This window comes from Aquabacterium sp. (assembly GCF_016195855.1).
Lineage (GTDB): Bacteria > Pseudomonadota > Gammaproteobacteria > Burkholderiales > Burkholderiaceae_C > Aquabacterium.
In genome coordinates this window covers 301695-321076 of record NZ_JACPYU010000003.1, presented here as the reverse complement: position 1 = coordinate 321076, position 19382 = coordinate 301695, and the positions used below count along the sequence as shown (strand labels likewise).

19 protein-coding genes are annotated in these 19382 nt (G+C 62.3%); 14 read left to right on the top strand and 5 right to left on the bottom strand.

Annotated features, from left to right (window positions below; genetic code table 11):
• Positions 1-301: 301 nt before the first annotated feature.
• The 3 genes from HY019_RS03070 to HY019_RS03060 all read left to right on the top strand — a co-directional run bounded on the left by HY019_RS03070 (position 302) and on the right by HY019_RS03060 (position 5520).
• Positions 302-1231 carry a hypothetical protein gene (locus tag HY019_RS03070; RefSeq protein ID WP_290688257.1) on the top strand — a complete coding sequence of 310 codons (930 nt, stop codon included), beginning with the start codon at positions 302-304 and terminating at the stop codon, positions 1229-1231.
• A 58-nt stretch (positions 1232-1289) separates the two neighbouring features.
• Positions 1290-3275, top strand: coding sequence for a response regulator (locus HY019_RS03065; protein WP_290688255.1), 1986 nt, complete (start codon positions 1290-1292; stop codon positions 3273-3275).
• A 136-nt stretch (positions 3276-3411) separates the two neighbouring features.
• Positions 3412-5520 (top strand): TonB-dependent receptor, encoded by a 2109-nt coding sequence (locus HY019_RS03060; RefSeq protein ID WP_363302173.1) that lies wholly within the window; start codon positions 3412-3414, stop codon positions 5518-5520.
• Positions 5521-5549: 29 nt separating this feature from the next.
• On the opposite strand, the gene HY019_RS03055 is transcribed toward HY019_RS03060, so the two are convergent.
• Complete coding sequence (locus HY019_RS03055; RefSeq protein ID WP_290688254.1) at positions 5550-6299, bottom strand: SDR family oxidoreductase; 750 nt, start codon at positions 6297-6299, stop codon at positions 5550-5552.
• A 301-nt stretch (positions 6300-6600) separates the two neighbouring features.
• On the opposite strand from HY019_RS03055, the gene HY019_RS03050 reads away from it, so the two are divergent.
• Positions 6601-7434, top strand: a complete 834-nt coding sequence (locus tag HY019_RS03050; protein ID WP_290688253.1) for a hypothetical protein — start codon at positions 6601-6603, stop codon at positions 7432-7434.
• 1 nt (position 7435) lies between these two features.
• Here HY019_RS03050 and HY019_RS03045 read toward each other — a convergent pair whose 3' ends face one another.
• From HY019_RS03045 to HY019_RS03035, 3 genes are all read right to left on the bottom strand, one after another.
• Complete coding sequence (locus HY019_RS03045) at positions 7436-8548, bottom strand: methyltransferase domain-containing protein (protein ID WP_290688252.1); 1113 nt, start codon at positions 8546-8548, stop codon at positions 7436-7438.
• Between the two features lie 103 nt (positions 8549-8651).
• A complete protein-coding gene (locus HY019_RS03040; protein ID WP_290688251.1) occupies positions 8652-9296 on the bottom strand; it encodes a hypothetical protein in 645 nt (214 codons plus the stop codon).
• A gap of 102 nt (positions 9297-9398) precedes the next feature.
• Positions 9399-10142 (bottom strand): ComF family protein, encoded by a 744-nt coding sequence (locus tag HY019_RS03035; RefSeq protein ID WP_290688249.1) that lies wholly within the window; start codon positions 10140-10142, stop codon positions 9399-9401.
• A gap of 101 nt (positions 10143-10243) precedes the next feature.
• On the opposite strand from HY019_RS03035, the gene HY019_RS03030 reads away from it, so the two are divergent.
• From HY019_RS03030 to HY019_RS03000, 7 genes are all read left to right on the top strand, one after another.
• Positions 10244-11173, top strand: coding sequence for a biotin synthase (locus HY019_RS03030; RefSeq protein ID WP_290688247.1), 930 nt, complete (start codon positions 10244-10246; stop codon positions 11171-11173).
• 359 nt (positions 11174-11532) lie between these two features.
• Positions 11533-12672 carry a cytochrome c oxidase subunit II gene (gene coxB / locus HY019_RS03025; protein ID WP_290689144.1) on the top strand — a complete coding sequence of 380 codons (1140 nt, stop codon included), beginning with the start codon at positions 11533-11535 and terminating at the stop codon, positions 12670-12672.
• A gap of 39 nt (positions 12673-12711) precedes the next feature.
• A complete protein-coding gene (gene ctaD, locus HY019_RS03020; RefSeq protein WP_290688245.1) occupies positions 12712-14346 on the top strand; it encodes a cytochrome c oxidase subunit I in 1635 nt (544 codons plus the stop codon).
• Positions 14347-14365: 19 nt separating this feature from the next.
• Positions 14366-14491: a cytochrome oxidase small assembly protein gene (locus HY019_RS03015; protein WP_290688243.1), complete on the top strand. Its 126-nt coding sequence runs from the start codon at positions 14366-14368 to the stop codon at positions 14489-14491.
• Positions 14492-14565: 74 nt separating this feature from the next.
• The gene (locus HY019_RS03010) at positions 14566-15129 is read left to right on the top strand and encodes a cytochrome c oxidase assembly protein (protein ID WP_290689142.1); all 564 of its coding nucleotides are present in this window, start codon (positions 14566-14568) and stop codon (positions 15127-15129) included.
• A gap of 9 nt (positions 15130-15138) precedes the next feature.
• Positions 15139-15366, top strand: a complete 228-nt coding sequence (locus tag HY019_RS03005) for a DUF2970 domain-containing protein (RefSeq protein ID WP_290688241.1) — start codon at positions 15139-15141, stop codon at positions 15364-15366.
• Between the two features lie 37 nt (positions 15367-15403).
• Complete coding sequence (locus HY019_RS03000) at positions 15404-16288, top strand: cytochrome c oxidase subunit 3 (RefSeq protein WP_290688239.1); 885 nt, start codon at positions 15404-15406, stop codon at positions 16286-16288.
• A 61-nt stretch (positions 16289-16349) separates the two neighbouring features.
• Here the strand turns inward: HY019_RS03000 and HY019_RS02995 are convergent, their stop codons facing one another.
• Positions 16350-16568: a twin transmembrane helix small protein gene (locus HY019_RS02995; RefSeq protein ID WP_290688237.1), complete on the bottom strand. Its 219-nt coding sequence runs from the start codon at positions 16566-16568 to the stop codon at positions 16350-16352.
• Positions 16569-16610: 42 nt separating this feature from the next.
• On the opposite strand from HY019_RS02995, the gene HY019_RS02990 reads away from it, so the two are divergent.
• The 3 genes from HY019_RS02990 to HY019_RS02980 are packed head-to-tail and all read left to right on the top strand — an operon-like array spanning position 16611 to position 19359.
• Complete coding sequence (locus HY019_RS02990) at positions 16611-17420, top strand: SURF1 family protein (RefSeq protein WP_290688236.1); 810 nt, start codon at positions 16611-16613, stop codon at positions 17418-17420.
• On the top strand, positions 17407-18090 hold the full coding sequence (locus tag HY019_RS02985) for a hypothetical protein (RefSeq protein ID WP_290688234.1): 684 nt from the start codon (positions 17407-17409) through the stop codon (positions 18088-18090). Before HY019_RS02990 ends, HY019_RS02985 begins: the two co-directional genes overlap by 14 nt.
• 15 nt (positions 18091-18105) lie before the next feature.
• Positions 18106-19359 carry a COX15/CtaA family protein gene (locus HY019_RS02980; protein WP_290688233.1) on the top strand — a complete coding sequence of 418 codons (1254 nt, stop codon included), beginning with the start codon at positions 18106-18108 and terminating at the stop codon, positions 19357-19359.
• Positions 19360-19382: the final 23 nt, after the last annotated feature.

The window sequence follows — 19382 nt, the reverse complement described above, 5'->3', positions numbered from 1 at the left end:
GCCTGATCCTTGTTACAACAAAACCCTTAAGTCACATCTTGAAACAATTAAGGTTGGCGCAAGCATGCCTGTGGCAGGGCAGATCGTCATCCCCCTTGTCGCGGGCCCTTGATCAAGGGGCTGATGCGGAGCATTGCGCACACGGCGCAACACGAATAGCGCAAAGTCCCTCATGCCCCTCAGAATGTGGGGTGCGGCAGTACAGAATGGGAGACCCGGCAGTCAGGTGGCCGGTCAGCACATGGGGAGTTTTTTGTTCTCAGCGTGGCGTGAATGGCAGTCGGCAGCAAGATGGCTGGTCGTGGCAGTACTGGGGTTTCTCTTGTACGCCGGCTCTGCCGTCGCCGCCGATGACGAGCCCGGCCGATCCAGCATCGCCGTGATCTACCCTGATATCGGGGAGCCTTATCGCAGCGTTTTTGCCACGATCATCGAGGGCATCGAGGATCGCACGCGCGGCAAGATCGCCAGCTTCCCTGTGGCCATGGGGGCCAATCCTCCCGCCTTGTCCGACGAGTTGCGGCGTCGCGACATCCGCTCGGTGATTGCACTGGGGCGCAGCGGCCTGAAGGTCGCCAGCAGCCTGGATCGCCAGATCAATGTGGTGGCAGGTGGTGTGCTGTCTGTGCCCGAATCCGAATCCCAGGGGATGTTGGTGCAGAGCCTGGCGCCCGATCCGGCCTTGTTGTTCAACCGGCTGCGTTCGTTTGTGCCAGGGACCAAACGCGTCATCGTGGTGTACGACCCCAGACAGAACGACTGGCTGATCCGTCTGGCGCGTGAAGCGGCCAAGGCGCAGGGCCTGGAGTTGCTGGCACTGGAGGCTGAGGACCTGAAGTCCGCCGTGCGCCGGTACCAGGACGTGCTGGGCTCGGTGAACCCACGGCGTGATGCGCTGTGGTTACCCCAGGATTCCACGACCGTGGACGAGTCCGCCGTCTTGCCGCTGGTGTTGCGGGAAGCCTGGGGACAGAACCTGGTCGTGTTTTCCAGCAACGTCGTTCATGTCAGGCGGGGCGTGTTGTTCTCGCTTTATCCTGACAATGCAGAGTTAGGGCGTTTCCTGGCAGGGGCGGCGTTGAGTGCTCAACAGAGCAGCAGCGCACCCAGTCGCGGTATTCAAGCGCTCAAGCAGGTGTTGACAGCCGTCAATACGCGGACCGCCGAGCACCTAGGCGTTGATCTGCGCATCTCACAACAGCGCATCCATTTGGCATTACCGGAGCAATGAGATGACAGGTGCACAAACCTCGCTCCCCAGACGGCAACTCGAACGCATATTGAAAGGCATGACCTTTCAGCAGCAGCTTGGCATCACCATGGCGCTCGGTGTGTTCTGTCTGGCCTTGTTCTCCTCCGTGGGCAGTGCCTGGCAGGGTAGCCAGCAGGTGCGCGAGAACCTGATTCAGCAAAGCCTGCGCATTGCATCAAGCCTGGCCAGCCAGAGCCAGCTGGCGCTGCTGTCCGGCTCCCCGGAGAACGCCAATGACGCGGTGGCGGCCACGCTGGCCTTCCCTGATGTCTTGCGTGTTGAAGTGCGCAAACCCAATGGTGGCGTGCTGCTCGCCAAAGGCATTGCCACCGCGGGCCAGAGTGACCAGTCTGCGCAGGTGCCGCCTTCCTCGCGCGAGTCCTATCTTGAAAGCGAAACAGAAGAGGCCTGGCGCTTTGTGGCCCCCGTGTGGACGGTGCGTTCCGCGACGCCTTTTGATGTGGTGCCGCCCACCGACGAGTTCCTCGGGTATGCGGTGGTGGTGCTGAGCAAGGCAACACTGGGCCGCATGGTGGCCAACATCTTCCTGGTCAACATCCTGTCGTCGTTTTTCTTCGCTGCGGTGTTCCTGGTTGCGATCCGTCTGCTGAGTGCGCGCTTGACGCGCCCGCTGGACAAGCTGTCGGCCGCGATGTCGCGTGCCGAACAAGGCGAGGTGCAGGTCCGCACGACCGTGGAGGGCCCCCGGGACATCCAGGCCATGTCGCTGGCCTTCAACCGCATGATCGCCGCGCTCCAGGAGCGTGGTGAAGAGCTGGGGCGTCACAAGGATCACCTGGAAGAGCTGGTGCGCGAGCGCACCACCGAGTTGCAGCAGGCCAAAGAGCGGGCCGAGGTGGCCAGCCAGGCCAAGAGTGACTTCCTGGCGCGCATGAGCCACGAGTTGCGCACACCCTTGAACGCCATCATGGGCTACGCGCAGATCCTCAAGATGGACCGCACGCTCACCGATCGTCAACTGAACTGCCTCAACACCATCCATGGCAGTGGCGAGCATCTGCTGATGTTGATTGTCGACATCCTGGATCTGTCCCAGATTGAAGCGGGCAAGACCGAGTTGAGGCTCTCGCCCGTTGATCCACGTGCGCTGGCCTCGATGCTGGACGACATCATCCGCATCAAGGCCGCTGAAAAGCAACTGACCTTTCTGGCGGAGTGCGACGAGCACCTGCCGCCTGCCCTGTTGGTGGATGAAAAACGCTTGAGGCAGGTACTGCTTAATCTGTTGAGCAATGCCGTGAAGTTCACCCAGTCCGGCATCGTCAGCCTGAACATGAAGCTGGTGGGGCAAGACCTGGCCAGGCATCAGGTTCGCATTCGTTTCGAGGTCCAGGACTCCGGCGTGGGCATTCGCCCTGAAGACCAGCAGCGTGTCTTCGAGCCTTTCGAGCAGGCGGGGGATTCGCGCAGCCGTGCGGCCGGCACGGGGCTTGGGCTGGCCATCAGTCGGCAACTGGTTCGCTTGATGGGCTCCGAGCTCTACCTGCAAAGTGACGTGGGGACGGGCAGCCTGTTCTGGTTCGAGCTGTCCTTGCCCCTGGCAGAGCGCGCCGAGCGCTTGGCCCCGCCAGCAAGCCATGTGCTGGGGTATGAAGGCGCGCGCAAACGCGTGCTGATCGTGGACGATGTGGCCGCCAATCGGGAGATGCTCAGCGAGCTCTTGCAGTCTCTGGGTTTTGACACGCAGGAAGCCATCCATGGGCAAGATGCGCTGGACAAGATTCAGGAGAGCTGGCCGGATCTGGTGCTGATGGATCTGGCCATGCCAGTGATGGATGGCCTGGAGGCCACCCGGCGTATTCGCACACATGACATGGGCAAGGCGCTGCCGATCATCGCCTTGTCGGCCAATGCATCACATGCCCATCGGGACCAGGCCGTGGAGGCCGGGGCCACCCTGTTCATGTCCAAGCCGTTTGAGAACGCCGTTTTGCTGGGGCATCTCGGGCGTTGCCTGTCGCTGAGCTGGTTGCAGGACGCCCCGCCAGATCAGAAGGTGTAGCGAGCAGGCATCTGTTGGTGGAATCACACTTCCCAAATTCCTATGGAAGCCACACAATCGGCGCGGTGCAAAAAACAGGAATCGAATAATGAGTTGTTTCGTTTCCGGTAGTCGGGTTGCTGTGAATCGTCCTGCGATGAGTCGCCCAGCGGTGAGTCGTCCAGTTGCGCGAGCCGTCGCTTGCATGATGGCGCTGCTGGCGTCGGGTGCGTACGCGCAAGCCACCAGCGAAGAAGAAGAGCTGTCCCTGGCTTTTGGCGACAAGGCCACCGTCAGCATCGCGACGGGCAACCAGCAGCCTTTGCGCCGTGCACCAGCTGTGGCCACCGTCATCACCGCAGAAGACATCGCAGCCATGGGGGCGACCGACCTGGATGAGGTGCTGGAGACGGTGCCGGGCATCCATGTTGCACGCAGTGTCCAGGCATATAGCCCCTTGTATGTCATTCGCGGTATCTACAGCGACTACAACCCCCAGACGCTGATGCTGCAAAACGGCGTGCCGATGACCACCATGTTCATTGGCAACCGGGGCAATGCCTGGTTTGGTTTACCTCTTGAGAACATTGCTCGCATCGAAGTGATCCGCGGCCCCGGATCGGCGCTGTATGGGGCTGACGCCTACTCCGGTGTCATCAACATCATCACCAAAACCGCAGCCGACACACCGGGCACCGAGTTTGGTGCGAGAACCGGCTCCTTCAACACCATGAACGCCTGGACCCAGCATGGTGGCAAGCTCGGTCCATTGGATGTGGCTGCCTATCTGCGGGTAGGGCATACCGATGGCTTCAGGGAAGCGGTCGATGCTGATACGCAGACGGCCGTGGATCGCGCACTGAGTCAGTTCAGCGTGCCCCCCGCCAGTCTGGCACCGGGGCCAGTCAACACCGGCTACGATGCCTTGGACGGCAGCCTTGATCTGAGTTATCAGAAGTGGCGCCTGCGTGCGGGCTATAAATTGCGAGACAGGGCCGAAACGGGCGTCGGTATCGCTGCCGCACTGGACCCGGTGGGCCGGGCGAAAAGCGAGCGTATCAATGCTGACCTGTCCTGGAGTGGGATCGAGTTGAGCAGAGACTGGGATCTCAGCCTGACCGCCAGCTATCTGTATTACACGCAGCAATTCCCGGAGCCGCTGCAACTGTTCCCTCCGGGGGCCTTTGGTGGAAGCTTCCCAGATGGCATGCTCGGCGCCCCCAATACCTGGGAGCAGCAATGGCGGCTCTCGGCGGTGAGCACCTATACCGGGTTCAAGGATCACAACGTGCGCCTGGGGCTGGGGCATGATGATCTGGATCTGTACCGGACGCAGGAGTTCAAGAACTTCACGTTGAGCAACCTGGGCCCGGTTCCACTCCCATCTGGATCGCAAGTTCAGGAGTTTCCCGTTGACCAGTCCTTCCTGACTCCCCATCGCCGGACCGTTGACTACCTGTATGCGCAAGACGAATGGCGCGTGGCCAGAGACTGGACGCTGACCGGTGGGCTGCGCCGTGATCACTACTCTGATTTTGGGAACACCACCAATCCCCGCGCAGCCCTCGTGTGGGATGCCAGCCTGGACTGGACGGCCAAGCTCCTGTATGGTCGCGCGTTCCGGGCGCCGGCTTTTACCGAGCTCTACAGCATCAACAACCCCGTGGTGCGGGGCAATCCCGATCTGAAGCCGGAGACGATCAATACCTGGGAAGCCGCATTCGCGTGGCAGGCCCGGCCTGATACCGACGTGAACCTGAGTCTGTTTCGCTACCGGATGAAGGACATCATCCGTATCTCTGATCAGGTGTGGAGCAACACCGGGGCGCAGCATGGCCACGGCTTTGAGCTGGAGTCCATCTGGAAGGCCAGCCGCACCTTGCGGCTGCAAGGACACTATGCCTGGCAGCGCTCCATTGACGAAACCAGCGATCAGGATGCGGGCTTTGCGCCGCATCACCATGTCTTTGGTCGTGTGGACTGGAGCGTGACAGGCGGTTTGCTGTTGGGCGGCCAGGTCAATTTCGTGGCCGACCGCAAGCGTGCCGTTGGTGATACGCGCCCCGACATTGCCGACTACACCACAGTGGACCTCAGCTTGCGTACCAACAGCGGCCGCAAGGGCTGGGAATTCGCGGGTTCGATCCGCAACCTGTTCAATGCCGACGCGCGCGAGCCTGCGCCTGCCACAGCCAGTATTTCCATTCCCAACGATCTGCCGCTGGCGCGGCGTTCGTTCTATCTGCAGGCGATCTACAGGCTGTGAGTGGTGGGGCCCACTTGTGCCCCGTGGGCTTACAGCAGGCTCATGCCCCCGTCCACAACGAGTTCTTGTCCCACCACGTAAGACGAGTCTTCGCTGGCCAGGAACAAGGCGACCTGCGCCACCTCTTCAGAAGCACCAAAACGCTTGATGGGCGATTTGCGTTGCACTTCGTCCTTCACTGCCTGCGTGGCCTCGTCGGGCATGCCGAACTTGCCCCACATGGGTGTCGTGATCGGGCCGGGGCTGATCGCATTGACGCGTGTGCCGCGCTCAATCAACTCTAGCGCCAGTGTTTGCACCAGCGAGCGCAATGCGGCCTTGCATGCCGCATACACGCTGAAGTTGGGGGAGCCCATCTGATTGGAGATCGAGGTCGTCACGATCACACTGGCCTTGGAGGACAGAAGCGGCAAGGCCTTCTGAATGGTGAAAAACACGCCTTTGAAGTTCACCGCAGCGAGTTCGTCGAAATGTGCTTCGCTGACATGTTCAAAGGGCGCGGGCCCCGCAATCGCCGCATTGACCACCAGCACATCCAGTGTTCCCCAGCGTGCCTTCAGGGTGGCCATGGCGTCTTCAATCTCGCCCACCTTGCTGGCATCGCATCGCAGGGGCAACACGTCGTCGCCTAAGGTGCGAGCAGCTTCTTCCAGGGCTTTTGCGTTGCGGCCGGTGATGGCCACGCGGGCGCCTTGTTCCACAAAGAGTTTGGCTGTTGCCAGGCCAATGCCGCTGTTGCCGCCCGTGATCAAGGCGGTCTTGCCCGAGAGTTTCTGCATGGGAGTCCTTACTGCTTCAAGCCCCGAATGCTATTGAACTGAAGGGCATTGCGGAACACCCGATCCGGGTAGTGCGCAGCTGATCTCACCTGATCAAGGGGGATGGGTACGAACGTTCGTGCCCGTTCCGGCGCAGATTGCACGGGCAGGGCAAATCTTTGCGCAAAGCATTTAAGTGTCGTGTCTGTCAGGTCGCTAAATGGGGGTGGCGGTGCTCCCGCCATGCGGGTCGCTCAGGCTCGAATACCCTGCAGGGCGAGGGCGGGCGGCTGTCATTCACCACAGAGATAGAGGATTTGCCATGCGTATGACGAAATGGATGGGTCTCGCTTTCACTGCTCTGGCCTTGCAGCCAGCGTTGGCAGATACCGCACCCACCGATCCTTCTCGCTTGCCTCTGCTGATCATTGGCGCTTCCTACGCGGAGGGTAAAACGCCCTTCAATAACGGCATCGCGCCCTTGGGTGGTGTGTCGGTTGGTTTGGGCAGCTACTTGAGCGTCGGGCAGGCCCTCACCAGAAGCCCTTTGTTGCCTGGCTATGTCATCAACGAGGGGCAGGCCGGCGGCACGACGTTTGCGCGTTCTGCTTGTGCCCCCGGTGCCAGCACCTGTGGCCCAGCCACCTGGGACAGCTACGCCACCCAGTTGCAGAAGGCGCTGGCGCGCGTGGCCGTGCCCCCTAGCTTCAATACCTACAACGCCAGATACGTGGTCATCCTGACGCCCAATGACTGCCTGCATGCCGACGCATTCGGGGTTCCGCAATCCACGACTCAGCCCTGCACCGCTGCGCAGATGAACCAGGTGGCCGATCGTCTGATCGCCGTGGGGAACCAGGCCAGGGCCGCAGGGCTGACGCCGATCTTTGATGTGATGCCCCGCTACAAGCAGCTCGATCTGCCGCTGTTCAGAAGCCTCTATGGCCTGGCCTGGGTCATCAGCGAGGCCGACTACAACACCCTGCGAACCGTGACCAGCAGCCGTGTGCGCTCAGAGGTGCCCGGTGCCGTCGTGCTGGACATCTGGAAGGACTTCGTGCACATCGGTGACGGCATCCACCCCACGCCCGAGACGGCACGCAAGGCAGCGCGCACCATCGGGATCGAGTTGCTCCAGCGAGATCACGCGCACTGATTCACGCGCGCCAGAGGGCAATCCGTCCCATGATGGATTGCCCTTTTTCCACCCGGATGGCCACGGGCTGGGTGTCCAGCACCTCGAAGCCGTGACGGGTGGCCAGTGCCGCCAGGTAGCTGTCCGCGTGTGAATAGCGCCCTGATGTTTCCAGCTTGAAGCCCAGCTTGTCTTGCGGACCAGGCTCGAATGACTCCACAGACAAGGCGAACAAGCCGCCCGGTTTCAGCAGCCGCTTGGTTTCCTGCACGACCTCGTCGATCTGGCCCACGTAAATGAACACATCTGCAGAGGTCACGACGTCAAAACTGGCATCGGCTTGCGATTGCATCATGGGCACCAGATCGGATTGCACCAGCTCCTGGTAGATGCCCCGGGCGCGCGCCTGTTGCAGCATGCCGCCAGACAGGTCCACGCCGATGAGTTCGGCATCCATGTCCTTGAGGGCCTCGCCGACCAGCCCGGTGCCGCAGCCCAGATCCAGCACCCGCGGCTTGGGGGCGGTCGGCTTGCGGTGCTGTCGAATCTGCTCGGCCATGCGTTGCGGCACGTTGTAGCTCAGCGCTTGCGTGAGGTGCTGGTCGAACTTGGCTGCGTAGTTGTCGAAGACGCCCTCGATGTACTTGCTGGGGGCGCCCGTCGTGGTCACGCCCGACAGGGCATCCACATGGTGCCTGGTTTCATCATCATGAGGGGCCAGGGCCAGCTTGCGCCTGTAGCAGGCCAGCGCTTCGCCCAGCTTGCCTTGTTCACGCAGTGCGGCGCCCAGATTGCCGTGTGCATCGGCGTAGTCGGGCTTCAAGGCCAGGGCCTGGCGATAACAATGGATGGCTTGCTCGGTCTTGCCCAGGTCTTTCAGCGTGACGCCGAGGTTGTTGAAGGCCTCGTGGTCTTTGGGCATGAGCACCGCCGCCTTCTGCATGGCGGGCAGGGCATCGGCGACGCGGCCCAGTTTCTGCAGCGAGGCCCCCAGCACCTTCCAGGCAAGAGGATGTTTGGGGTACTGGCGAGTTTGATCGCGGGCCAGCGCTTCGGCTTCGGCATATTGGCGATGGTTGAACATGGTCACCAACATGCTGCGCTCTTGCGGGCTGGGTTCTTTGCTCTTGTTCATGGGCTGCCAGGCGAAAGTCTGTTTGCGCCTGATTATGGGCCGTGATGCCTGGCGTTCAATGGGCTTGTCTTGTTTCCTGCCCAGGTGTTTGATTCAGCGCTTGTCAGCGCTTTTTTGCACCCAGTACCAGCAGACCGGCCAGGGCCATGCTCACCACGGCGGGTTCAGGTACTGTGGTGGTCGTCACGGTGAAGGTGAATTTCCGGCCCTCGAGCGGGTTGCTGTAGGACGCCGCGTAGAAGTACTCATATGAGCCTGTGGCTGACTTGAACTGCTCCAGCGGAGGCAGGCTTTCGGGGTGGGTGAAGAGCGCGTCATCTGGGCTGCTGTAGGTCAGGATGAAACTTTGCGTACCCATGGACCCGTGCGAGAACACGGCCGACGTGTCCAGTGTCAGGGTACTGCCGCCGTTGGGTAACAGGGTTCGGATGATGGTGGCACCCGCCGGTGCGCCGATGGCGCCCCCTCGGCGCATGTCGCCAGCCAGCCGCCAGTCGATCAGGCCCCATTCACCATAGTAGAGCTCTGCTTCTTCCTTCTGGTAAAGCTGGATGGCGCCATCGGCTCTGGTGATCGTCTGTGACAGTGCGATCTGATTGAGGTCCACACTGAATGATCCGCTCACCGGACCGTTGAGATCGCCACTGGCGATGGCCTCGAAGTTGTAGTGGTAGCTTGCAGCTTGGGTATCGGCTGCATATACCGTTGCGATGGCCGCAACTGCGACCCAGTAGCTGTACGCGCGCATGGCCATGGCTCCTGGTTGAATGATTTGTGGCACCTGATGGCGCCTGCTTCCAACCCTAAGAATGTCTGCTTGGAAAGTCAACACGGGCAGGGCGGTATCCGCCTAGCTTGATCTGACGTTGGTGGGCGCCGGCGTTCGCGCGACCACCCAGGCCGACACACTGCGCGCACCAGCTTCCAGCAGGGCGAGCGCGCAGGCGTTGAGCGTGGCGCCAGTGGTCATGACGTCGTCCACCATGGCAACGTCCTGGCCTGCCAGTGTGGCGAGCGCACGGGGCGACACATGAAATGCATCCCTGATCTGCCTCAGCCGCTCCTCGGCGGACAGGTTCATCAGGCGCTGGGTATGGCGCGAGCGTTCCAGTACGTCCACGCGTGCAGGAATGTCCAGGCGCCGCCCCACTTGTTTGGCCAGTAGCCAAGACTGGTTGTAGCCTCGTTCACGCAAGCGCTGCTTCGAGAGCGGGATCGGGACGATCAGGCTTGTGGCGCCACGCCGAGCGCAAACTGCCTCGGCCAGCAGTTGCGCCAGGGGTTTGGCCAGCGCGGTGGCACCTTGAAACTTCAGCCGGGTCAGCAAGCCAGGCCATGGCCCGCTGTAATCCACGGCAACGATGGCCCGATCAAATTCCGGTGACTGGTCCTCGCATGCCTGGCAGACGGTGTCCGGGTGGTCGTGGGGCAGGTCGATCGCGCAACGCAGGCAGCGGCGGCTCGGGTGCCGCCAGGCGGTGAGGCAGGCTGCGCAGATGGGCTGGCTTTGCCAGCTTCGGCACAGTTGGCATTGACCGAGGCGGCCCAGGCCGCGCGGCAGTCGGGTCAAGGCACTGGATGCCCTTGTGGTCAAGGCGGAAAGCATCCAGTCAATATACTGATGACCCCTTTGGGCAACATCGCCCCGATTGGGGCTGTTTGTCGCGTTTCATGTCCCCCATTCAGTTGCCCCCTTTGGATACCCCTTCTGTGCCGCCTTGTTCGCCCAGCGATGTGGCCCTGCAGCGGCAAGCCCGGCGCATGGCCGCACTGGCGCAAGCGCCCTGGCTGCACCTGGAGGCCGCCCGCCGGCTGGCGGACAAGCTGACACCCATCAAGCTGGAGCCGGCCAACTGGATCGACTGGTCGGCCTTTCTGGGGGCCGGTGCCGAACTGGTGCAGGCGCGTTACCCCCAGGCGCAGCGCTGGGTGGTCGAGCCGGCCGAGGGGCTGCTGCAGCGCAGCCGGTCCGAGCTGGAGCGGGGCGCCACGCGCTCCTGGAAGACGCTGTGGCGCCGCGATGTGCAGCAAGCCTGGTCGAGCGAGGCGCTGCTGTCGGCCGGGCTCTTGCCCGATGGCGCGCAGATGCTGTGGGCCAATATGTGCCTGCACGCCCACCCCAGCCTGCCCGCGCTGATGGCGCAATGGCATCGGCACCTGTCGGTCGACGGCTTTCTGATGTGCTCAGGCCTGGGGCCCGATACGGCGCGAGAGCTGCGTGCGGTTTATCAAGCCCTGGGTTGGGCGCTGCCCACCATTGATTTTGTCGACATGCATGACCTGGGCGATGAGCTCGTCAAGGCCGGCTTTGCCGACCCGGTGATGGACATGGAGCGGCTGACGCTGACCTGGGCCACGCCCGAGGCCATGCTGGATGAATTGAGAACCTGGGGCGGCAACGTGGCACATGGGCGGGAGCCCGGCCTGCGCACGCCGCGCTGGCAGGCGCGCCTGCAAGACGAGTTGGTCAGCCGGCTGGCACGGCCAGATGGCCGCCTGGGGCTCACGGTGGAACTGGTCTACGGCCATGCGATCAAGCCCATGCCGCGCATCAAGGTGGCGCCCGAAGCCCGCGTGTCGCTGGACGACATGAAACGCATGGTCCGCAAGCAGGACAAGCCCTGATGAGGGTTGTGGCGTCGTTGTATCGCCACGCGTCGATTGTTGCGAGAACTGCGGGTTATTCATAGCACATTGGGCCTGATTGCGTATTGAGACACCTCAAGTGGGTGGCTAGAATGGTTTGAGAATTTTGGATGGTGCACTGCGTCAATCCGTGCTCAACCAATCATCCGGAGCAGTCCTCCGGGGTTTGCCTGTGCGACAGACGGGCAGGCTGGCGCCCGGTCAGGCGCCAGGTCTTTCACATGCCCTGCGTTAATGACCGCGTTCAATCCTTGACGAGCCAAGACATGATCAAAGATCCTGGGTGCAGAGTGAGTCGGATGTCGTCCCTGGGCGGACTCAAGTCCCGAGTGACCTCCATGGGGCAAGCGGCCTCGCTGGCCTTGCTGGGGTTGATGACCCAGGCAAGTTGGGCGGTCAATGACCTGCCAGGTGGGCCTGCCGTGCGGCAGTTCGACCTGCCAACGCCGGTCACCAAGATCGCCGCCGAGCAGCAGTGGCTGCACAACTTCATGCTCTACATCTGCAGCGTGATTTTTGTCGCGGTGTTCGGGGTCATGTTCTATTCGATCTATGCTCACCGCAAGTCCAAGGGGCACAAGCCGGCTGATTTCCATGAGTCCACGACCGTGGAAATCATCTGGACGGTGATCCCCTTCCTGATCGTGATCGGCATGGCCCTGCCTGCGACCAAGGTCGTGGTCGCCATGAAGGACACCACGAATGCGGACCTCACCATCAAGGCCACGGGCTACCAGTGGAAGTGGGGCTACGACTACATCAAGGGTGAAGGCGAGGGGGTGCAGTTCGTCTCGACGCTGGATGCCTCTCAGCGCGCCTTGTCGGATGCCGGCTCGCCTCAGGGTGACAACTACCTGCTCAAGGTCGACAACCCGCTGGTGGTGCCGGTCGACAAGAAGGTGCGCATCATCACCACGGCCAACGACGTGATCCACTCCTTCATGGTGCCGGCTTTCGGCATCAAGCAGGATGCGATTCCTGGCTTCGTGCGCGACACCTGGTTCCGCGCTGAAAAGACCGGTGACTTCTATGGTCAGTGCGCCGAGCTCTGCGGCAAGGAGCACGCCTACATGCCCATCCATGTGAAGGTGCTGAGCGCCGAGGATTACAGCAAGTGGGTGGCCGATCGCCAGAAGGAAATGGCCGCCAAGGCCGATGACCCCAACAAGGTCTGGACGCAGGCTGACCTGCTGGCCCGCGGCGAGAAGGTCTATGCCGCCAACTGCGCGGCCTGCCACCAGCCCAATGGCAAGGGTGGCGGTGCCATCAAGCCGCTGGATGGTTCACCCAAGGTGCTGAGCGAAGACAAGGCCGTCCAGATTCACGTGCTGCTCAATGGTCAGAACAACATCATGCCTTCCTGGAAGCAGTTGTCCGATACCGAGATTGCCGCGGTGATCACCTTCACGAAAAACCACTGGTCCAACAAGACCGGCCAGACGGTGCAGCCGTCCGAAGTGCTGGCCGCACGCAAGTGATGCGGGCGTGACCTCAACGGGATCAGGAAAGGATATTTCATGAGCAGCACAGTTCTTGACCACGGCGGCCACGGCCACCATGACGCCCATGGCCATGATGACCACGGCCATCCACATGGCTGGCGGCGCTGGGTCTATGCAACCAACCACAAGGACATCGGGACCCTGTACCTGCTGTTTGCCTTGACCATGCTGATGATCGGTGGCGTGCTGGCGCTGGGCATCCGTGCCGAGTTGTTCAAGCCCGGGCTGCAGATCATGAACCCCGAACTGTTCAACCAGTTCACCACCATGCACGGCATCATCATGGTGTTCGGCGCGATCATGCCGGCCTTCGTGGGCATGGCCAACTGGATGATCCCGCTGCAGATCGGTGCATCCGACATGGCTTTTGCCCGGATGAACAACTTCAGCTTCTGGTTGTTGATCCCGGCTTCGCTGTTGCTGGTGGGCTCTTTCTTCCTGCCAGGCGGCGCGCCCGCTGCCGGCTGGACGCTGTACGCGCCACTGACCCTGCAGATGGGCCCCTCGATGGACGCGGGCATCTTCGCCATGCACATCATGGGTGCCAGCTCGATCATGGGCTCGATCAACATCATCGTGACCATCCTCAACATGCGCGCCCCCGGCATGACGCTGATGAAGATGCCGATGTTCGCCTGGACTTGGCTGATCACCGCTTACCTGCTGATTGCCGTGATGCCCGTGCTGGCCGGCGCCATCACGATGACGCTGACGGATCGCCATTTCGGCACCAGCTTCTTCAACCCCGCTGGTGGCGGTGACCCGGTGATGTACCAGCACATCTTCTGGTTCTTCGGCCACCCCGAGGTCTACATCATGATCTTGCCGGCTTTTGGCATCATCAGCCAGATCGTGCCGGCCTTCGCCCGCAAGAAGCTGTTCGGCTACACCTCGATGGTGTACGCCACGGCCTCCATCGCCATTTTGAGCTTCATCGTGTGGGCCCACCACATGTTCGCCACCGGCATGCCGGTGACGGGCCAGCTGTTCTTCATGTACGCCACCATGCTGATCTCCGTGCCCACGGGTGTGAAGGTCTTCAACTGGGTGGCCACGATGTGGCGTGGCTCCATGAGCTTCGAGAGCCCCATGTTGTGGGCCGTGGGCTTCATCTTCGTGTTCACGATGGGTGGCTTCACGGGGCTGATCTGTTCGGTCGCGCCCATCGACATCCAGATCCAGGACACCTACTACGTCGTGGCGCACTTCCACTACGTGCTGGTGGCCGGCTCCTTGTTTGCGCTGTTCGCCGGCTTCTATTACTGGGCACCGAAGTGGACGGGCGTGATGGTCCCCGAGTGGAAGGGCAAGCTGCACTTCTGGTGGTCGCTGATCGCGTTCAACGTGACCTTCTTCCCCATGCACTTCCTGGGGCTGGCCGGCATGCCACGTCGTTATGCCGACTACCCCATGCAGTTCGCCGACTTCAACGCGGTGGCATCTGTCGGTGCCTTCTTCTTCGGCTTTGCGCAGGTCTTCTTCATCTTCGTGGTGATGATCCCGGCCATGCGCGGCAAGGGGCAGCCTGCACCGGCCAAGCCCTGGGATGGTGCAGAAGGCCTGGAGTGGGAAGTGCCTTCGCCCGCACCGTTCCATACTTTCGAGAACCCGCCCAAGCTGGATGAGAGCGCCACGCGCGTGATCGGTTGAGCTTGAAAGGACCTGCGTGATGAGCACCCGACTGAATGAGCAAAGCCGCCAGCGCAACCTGAGGCTGGCGCTCATCCTGGCTTCCGTGGCCGTGACTTTCTTCGTCGGGTTCGTCGCGAAGATCGTGATGTTCTCTCACCATTGACTCAGCCAGGTTGACCCACCGTGAGCACCGAAGACCCTCGTCGTGACCAGGAGGCAGGCCGCAAGCGCAACTGGTTGCGCAAGGCCAACCTGGACATGGTGGGCAAGCTGGTGGTGATCGTGGGCCTGATGTTTGGCTTTGGCTATGCCATGGTGCCGCTCTACAAGCACATCTGTGCGGCCTTGGGTATCAATGTGCTGTCCCTGGCCGAGCAGCAGTCGCCCGGTGCATTGGCTTCAAGCAAGGTCAATACACAGGTGGACCTGAGCCGCTCCATCACGGTCGAGTTCGATGCCAATGCGCGTGGCCCCTGGGACTTCAAGTCCGAGGTCCGGTCCGTGCGGGTGCACCCGGGCGAGGTCACCACCGTGATGTACGAGTTCCGCAATCGGCAGGACCGCACGATGTCTGCGCAGGCCATTCCCAGTTATGCGCCCAAGCAGGCCACCAACCATTTCAACAAGCTGGAGTGTTTCTGCTTCAGCGAGCACACGCTCAAGCCGGGTGAAAGCAAGCGCTGGCCCGTCGTGTTCGTGATCGATCCTAAATTGCCCAAGGATGTGTCGACCATCACCTTGTCCTACACCTTCTTTGAAGTGGGGGGCAAGGTGCCGATGGCGCCCAAGGGTTCGGTATGACGGTTTGTGATGACTGATGAACACGAAGCCTCCCAGCGCAAGGGCTCTTTTGTCCAGACGCTCAAGGCGGTCGCGTGGTCGTTCTTCGGGGTGCGCAAGTCAAGCGACTATGCGCAGGACGTGGCCAAGATCAACCCGGTCCATGTGATCGTGGCTGGGGTGTTGGCGGCTGTGTTGTTTGTTGTGGGCCTGGTCTTTCTGGTGCGATGGATCGTCACCAGTGGCGTGGCTCAATGAGTATCGTGACGGGTGTTGTTTCTTGAGGAGCACATAGATGTCCACTGCAGTGACCAAGGGGCAGTCCCCTTATTACTTCGTACCGGGGCCATCACGGCACCCGATGATGGCGGCCGTCGGGCTGTTCTTCGTGGTGTTGGGGGCAGGGCAATGGGTCAATGGTGCCGAATGGGGCCCGTACTCGGTGCTTGGCGGTTTCGTGTGGTGGGCCGTTGTGCTCAAGCAATGGTTCTCTGATGCCATATCGGAAAGCGAGAGTGGCTTGTATGGCGACCGCGTCGACGTGTCCTTCCGCTGGAGCATGGCCTGGTTCATCTTCTCCGAGGTGATGTTCTTTGCCTCGTTCTTCGGTGCGCTGTATTGGGCGCGTCTGCATGTGTTGCCCAATCTGGGTAGCATCGACAACGCCTTGTTGTGGCCTGACTTCAAGGCCGTGTGGCCTTCGGAAATGGCCGGCGCGACGGCATCACCCGCAGGCACGGTGGAGCCGTTCCGCACGATGGGCCCATGGCCTATTCCCACGATCAACACGGCCTTGCTGCTGACCTCCGGTGTCACGCTGACGATTGCCCACCATGCGCTGCGCGAGAACCTGCGCGGCAAGTGCATCGGCTTCATGTGGCTGACCGTGCTGCTGGGGGCCACCTTCATCAGCCTGCAGGCCTTCGAGTACTACGAGGCCTACCACCACCTGAACCTGAAGCTGTCGTCCGGCATCTATGGCTCGACCTTCTTCATGCTCACGGGCTTTCACGGTATGCACGTGTTCGTCGGCATGCTGATGCTCTTGTTCATCACCCTGCGGTTGATGAAGGGCCACTTCACGGCAGACAAGCACTTCGGCTTCGAAGGTGCGGCCTGGTACTGGCACTTTGTGGACGTGGTCTGGCTGGGCCTGTACATGGTGGTGTACTGGACCTGATGGCCGGCGCAGGCCTCGGCAGAGGCCATGCGGCTACACAGAGCGCCCTTGCGGCGCTCTTTTACTTCAGGGGCACGCCCGTCGGGTGGATCCAGCCCAGCTTGTAGCTCAGCAAGATGAACAGGAACAGGGCGATCGACAGCCCCACACGCAGGGCCAGGGCCTTGACCATGCGGTTGGATTTGGGCTGCCCGTCACGGCCATCCTGCAACATGGCGCGGCCGGCGAGCGCCAGTGCCATCACAATGGCCAGCAATGCAAATGCAATCACGATTTTCATGAACATGGATTATGGGTGTCGCGGTGCGGGTGGAGGAGGGCAATGACCCCAGGGCAACGACGCGTCGTGGTCTGGTTGGCGGCCTTGCTGTGCACGGCCTTGACCATGAGGCTGGGTTTCTGGCAACTCAGCCGGGCAACCGAGAAGCGGCAGGCCTACGACCACATGCTCATGCAGCGCACACAGGCGCCCTGGCGCAACGAAGACTGGCCCTGTGATCCGGCATTCGATGCGGCGCGTTTGCCCTTTTACAAGCCCGTGGTCGTCCAGGGGCAATGGCTTGTCGACAAGACGGTTTTCCTCGATAACCGGCCCATGGATGGCATGAGCGGTTTTGTCGTGGTCACCCCTTTGTTGCTGACGGGGGGCGAGGGCGCTTGCCGCCATCGCATCCTGCTGGTCGAGCGTGGCTGGGTACCGCGCGACGCACATGACCGCAGCCGCTTGCCGCTGGTGCCCACGTCTTTGGCGCCTGTGCAGTTGCAGGGGCGTGTCACGCCAGGACTGTCACGCACCTACCAACTGGGCGACGAGGCCATGCCCTCGGCCCAGGCCGGCCCCGTGCTGAGGCAGAACGCCGATGTGGCGTTCTGGCGCAACTGGCTGGGGCAAGTCCCTGTGGCCGGCGCCGTGCTTCAGGTGCAAGCTGAGGCGCCAGCCGATCAGGTCGATGAATATGCCGATGAACATGCCGATGTTCTGCGCCGCCACTGGCCCGAACCCGGTCAAGGGCAGGACAAGCACCTGGCCTATGCCGCACAGTGGTTCGCCATGGCGGCGGTCATCATCGGGCTCACGGTCTGGTTCCAGATCATCCGTCCAAGACGAGCAAGTGCCCATGTCCCATCCTGATACCGCACAGGTCGACCCCATGATCCAGTTGAGTGTGCACAGCATGCCCCAGCCCGCCAGCGAGCCCGCGCAGCGCACCCGCTCAGGGCGCCTGAAAATGTTGCTGGTGTGGGCGGTGTGCGCTGCACCCGTGGTGGCGTCCTACTTCACCTATTACGTGATCAAGCCGCAAGGGCGTGTCAACTACGGCACGCTGATCATGCCGCCCAAGCCGCTGCCGTCTGACGTCAATCTGCCTTTGCTTGATCAGGACGGCCGCAGCGTCAAGGCGGCCTCGCTCAAGGGGCAGTGGCTGTTGGTGACGGTGGCGGGTGGCGCCTGCGACCAGCGCTGCGAGCAGCACCTGTATCTGCAACGCCAGTTGCGCGAAGCGCTGGGCAAGGACAAGGACAGGCTGGACCGCGTCTGGCTGGTCACGGACCAGGCGCCGGTGCGAGCCGGTTTGCAAGATGGTTTGAAAAACGCCTGGGTCTTGCGCACCTCGCCGTCCGATCTGGCGCGCTGGTTGTCGCCGCAAGAAGGTCAGCCCCTGGATGCCCATCTTTATCTGGTCGACCCACGCGGTGACTGGATGATGCGTTTCCCTGCGGATGCCGACCCCTCGCGCATCAAGAAGGACCTGGCTCGCCTGATGAAAGCCAACGAGTCCTGGGACGATCCGGGGCGCTGAGAGGACACACGGCGCATGCTTGGCCTGATCAACCTGGACCCCGCGCTGGAGGTGGCCCTGCTGGGGGCGCTGCTGGCCCTGCTGCCCGTGAGCGTGGTGGCGCTGCGTGCACGCCGGCAAGGCTTGCGCGGCTGGCCTGCCTGGCAGCGCGTGCTGAGCGTGCTCACCTTGTTTCTGACGATCGACCTGGTGGTGTTCGGGGCGTTTACCCGGCTGACGGACTCGGGCCTGGGTTGCCCCGACTGGCCGGGCTGTTATGGCCAGACCAGCCCCTTTGCCGCGCACGGGCAGATCAGCGCAGCCCATGCCATCTTGCCCACCGGCCCCGTGTCGCATGGCAAGGCCTGGATCGAGATGGTGCACCGCTATCTGGCCACGGCCGTCGGTGCCTTGATCACGGCGCTGATGGCGCTGGCCTGGTGGATGCGTGGGCGGCCGGGCGCCTTGTCGCCCTGGTGGTCTACGGCGGCCTTCATCTGGGTCTGTGCGCAAGGCGCTTTTGGGGCCTTGACGGTGACACTCAAGCTGCAGCCCATCATCGTGACGGGCCACCTCATTGGCGCCATGCTGGGTGTGGGCTTGCTGACCGCGCAGGTGCGGGTGCTGGACGTGGTCCACATGCCGGTGGCCTTGCGACGGGCCTGGCAGCGGGCACCCTTGCGCAAGCTGGGTTGGGCCGTGCTGGCCTTGCTGGCCTTGCAGATCGCGCTGGGCGCGTGGGTCAGCACGAACTACGCGGTGTTGGCGTGCACCGAGGTGCCGCAGTGCCAGGGGCAATGGTGGCCGCAGATGGACTTCCAGATGGGCTTTCACCTGTTGCGGCCACTGGGTGGCGATGGCCAGGGGGCGTTCATCACCTTGGCGGCGCTCACGGCAATCCACATGGTGCACCGTTTGATGGCCGTGCTGGTCCTGCTTGCCTTGATCGCCTATGGCGCCGCCTTGCGTCGCTGGTCCGGTGGTGGGCAAGGGGCGCCCGGAACTCAAGGGGCGCAACCCTGGCGGCAGGACGGCCGTGTCCTGTGGCTGCTGGCTGGCTGGCAGGTGCTGAGCGGCCTGAGCAATGTGGTACTGGGCTGGCCGTTGGTGGCCGCACTGGCGCACACTTTGGGTGCAGCCTTGCTGGTATGGCGTTTGATGCATGTGCTGACGTGCACCACGCCCTTGACTGCAGGCGCACGGGACCGACACGCCGAGGCGGGCCGTACCTTGACGGATCCGCCACATCAGGGACTTCACGCTGGCGAGCCACAGGCCTCGGCCTCATAGTGGCGCTCCAGAGACCAGGGGAC

Bases quoted from the DNA above. Each gene is read 5' to 3' on its own strand.
- HY019_RS03040 (WP_290688251.1), bottom strand. From the start codon at position 9,296: ATGCGCGCGTACAGCTACTGGGTCGCAGTTGCGGCCATCGCAACGGTA.
- HY019_RS02995 (WP_290688237.1), bottom strand. From the start codon at position 16,568: ATGAAAATCGTGATTGCATTTGCATTGCTGGCCATTGTGATGGCACTG.
- HY019_RS02980 (WP_290688233.1), top strand. From the start codon at position 18,106: ATGCTTGGCCTGATCAACCTGGACCCCGCGCTGGAGGTGGCCCTGCTG.
- HY019_RS03005 (WP_290688241.1), top strand. From the start codon at position 15,139: ATGACTGATGAACACGAAGCCTCCCAGCGCAAGGGCTCTTTTGTCCAG.
- HY019_RS02985 (WP_290688234.1), top strand. From the start codon at position 17,407: ATGTCCCATCCTGATACCGCACAGGTCGACCCCATGATCCAGTTGAGT.
- HY019_RS03055 (WP_290688254.1), bottom strand. From the start codon at position 6,299: ATGCAGAAACTCTCGGGCAAGACCGCCTTGATCACGGGCGGCAACAGC.
- HY019_RS03015 (WP_290688243.1), top strand. From the start codon at position 14,366: ATGAGCACCCGACTGAATGAGCAAAGCCGCCAGCGCAACCTGAGGCTG.
- HY019_RS02990 (WP_290688236.1), top strand. From the start codon at position 16,611: ATGACCCCAGGGCAACGACGCGTCGTGGTCTGGTTGGCGGCCTTGCTG.
- ctaD (WP_290688245.1), top strand. From the start codon at position 12,712: ATGAGCAGCACAGTTCTTGACCACGGCGGCCACGGCCACCATGACGCC.
- HY019_RS03045 (WP_290688252.1), bottom strand. From the start codon at position 8,548: ATGAACAAGAGCAAAGAACCCAGCCCGCAAGAGCGCAGCATGTTGGTG.
- HY019_RS03050 (WP_290688253.1), top strand. From the start codon at position 6,601: ATGCGTATGACGAAATGGATGGGTCTCGCTTTCACTGCTCTGGCCTTG.
- coxB (WP_290689144.1), top strand. From the start codon at position 11,533: ATGGGGCAAGCGGCCTCGCTGGCCTTGCTGGGGTTGATGACCCAGGCA.
- HY019_RS03000 (WP_290688239.1), top strand. From the start codon at position 15,404: ATGTCCACTGCAGTGACCAAGGGGCAGTCCCCTTATTACTTCGTACCG.
- HY019_RS03060 (WP_363302173.1), top strand. From the start codon at position 3,412: ATGAGTCGCCCAGCGGTGAGTCGTCCAGTTGCGCGAGCCGTCGCTTGC.
- HY019_RS03065 (WP_290688255.1), top strand. From the start codon at position 1,290: ATGACCTTTCAGCAGCAGCTTGGCATCACCATGGCGCTCGGTGTGTTC.